This is a genomic window from Bacillus cereus group sp. BfR-BA-01356 (genome assembly GCF_022663635.1).
Taxonomy (GTDB): Bacteria; Bacillota; Bacilli; order Bacillales; family Bacillaceae_G; genus Bacillus_A; species Bacillus_A cereus.
This window is the reverse complement of the sequence record NZ_JAKUFX010000306.1, coordinates 1-298: the sequence shown is the minus strand read 5'-3', so window position 1 is coordinate 298 and position 298 is coordinate 1. Positions and strand designations below refer to the sequence as shown.

The following is a 298-nucleotide window of genomic DNA, read 5'->3' as shown; positions in this document are numbered from 1 at the left end:
TGAACAATATAGCCAATTCTTATATAACTCTATTAATGCAGTAGAAAAAGAAACAAAACCAGAAGTGAAACCAGATCCAAAACCAGAAGAAAAACCAGAAGTGAAGCCAGACCCAAAACCAGAAGAAAAACCAGAAGTGAAGCCAGACCCAAAACCAGAAGAAAAACCAGAAGTGAAGCCAGATCCTAAACCAGAAGAAAAACCAGAAGTGAAGCCAGATCCAAAACCTGAAACAAAACCTGAAGAAAAACCAGATACAAATTTACCATCAAGTTTAGATAAAGGTTTAGTTACAGAA

1 pseudogene is annotated in these 298 nt (G+C 36.2%); it reads left to right on the top strand.

The window, feature by feature from the left end:
- Nucleotides 1-298 (top strand): annotated as a pseudogene (locus MR168_RS34055) (S-layer homology domain-containing protein); the annotation flags it as partial.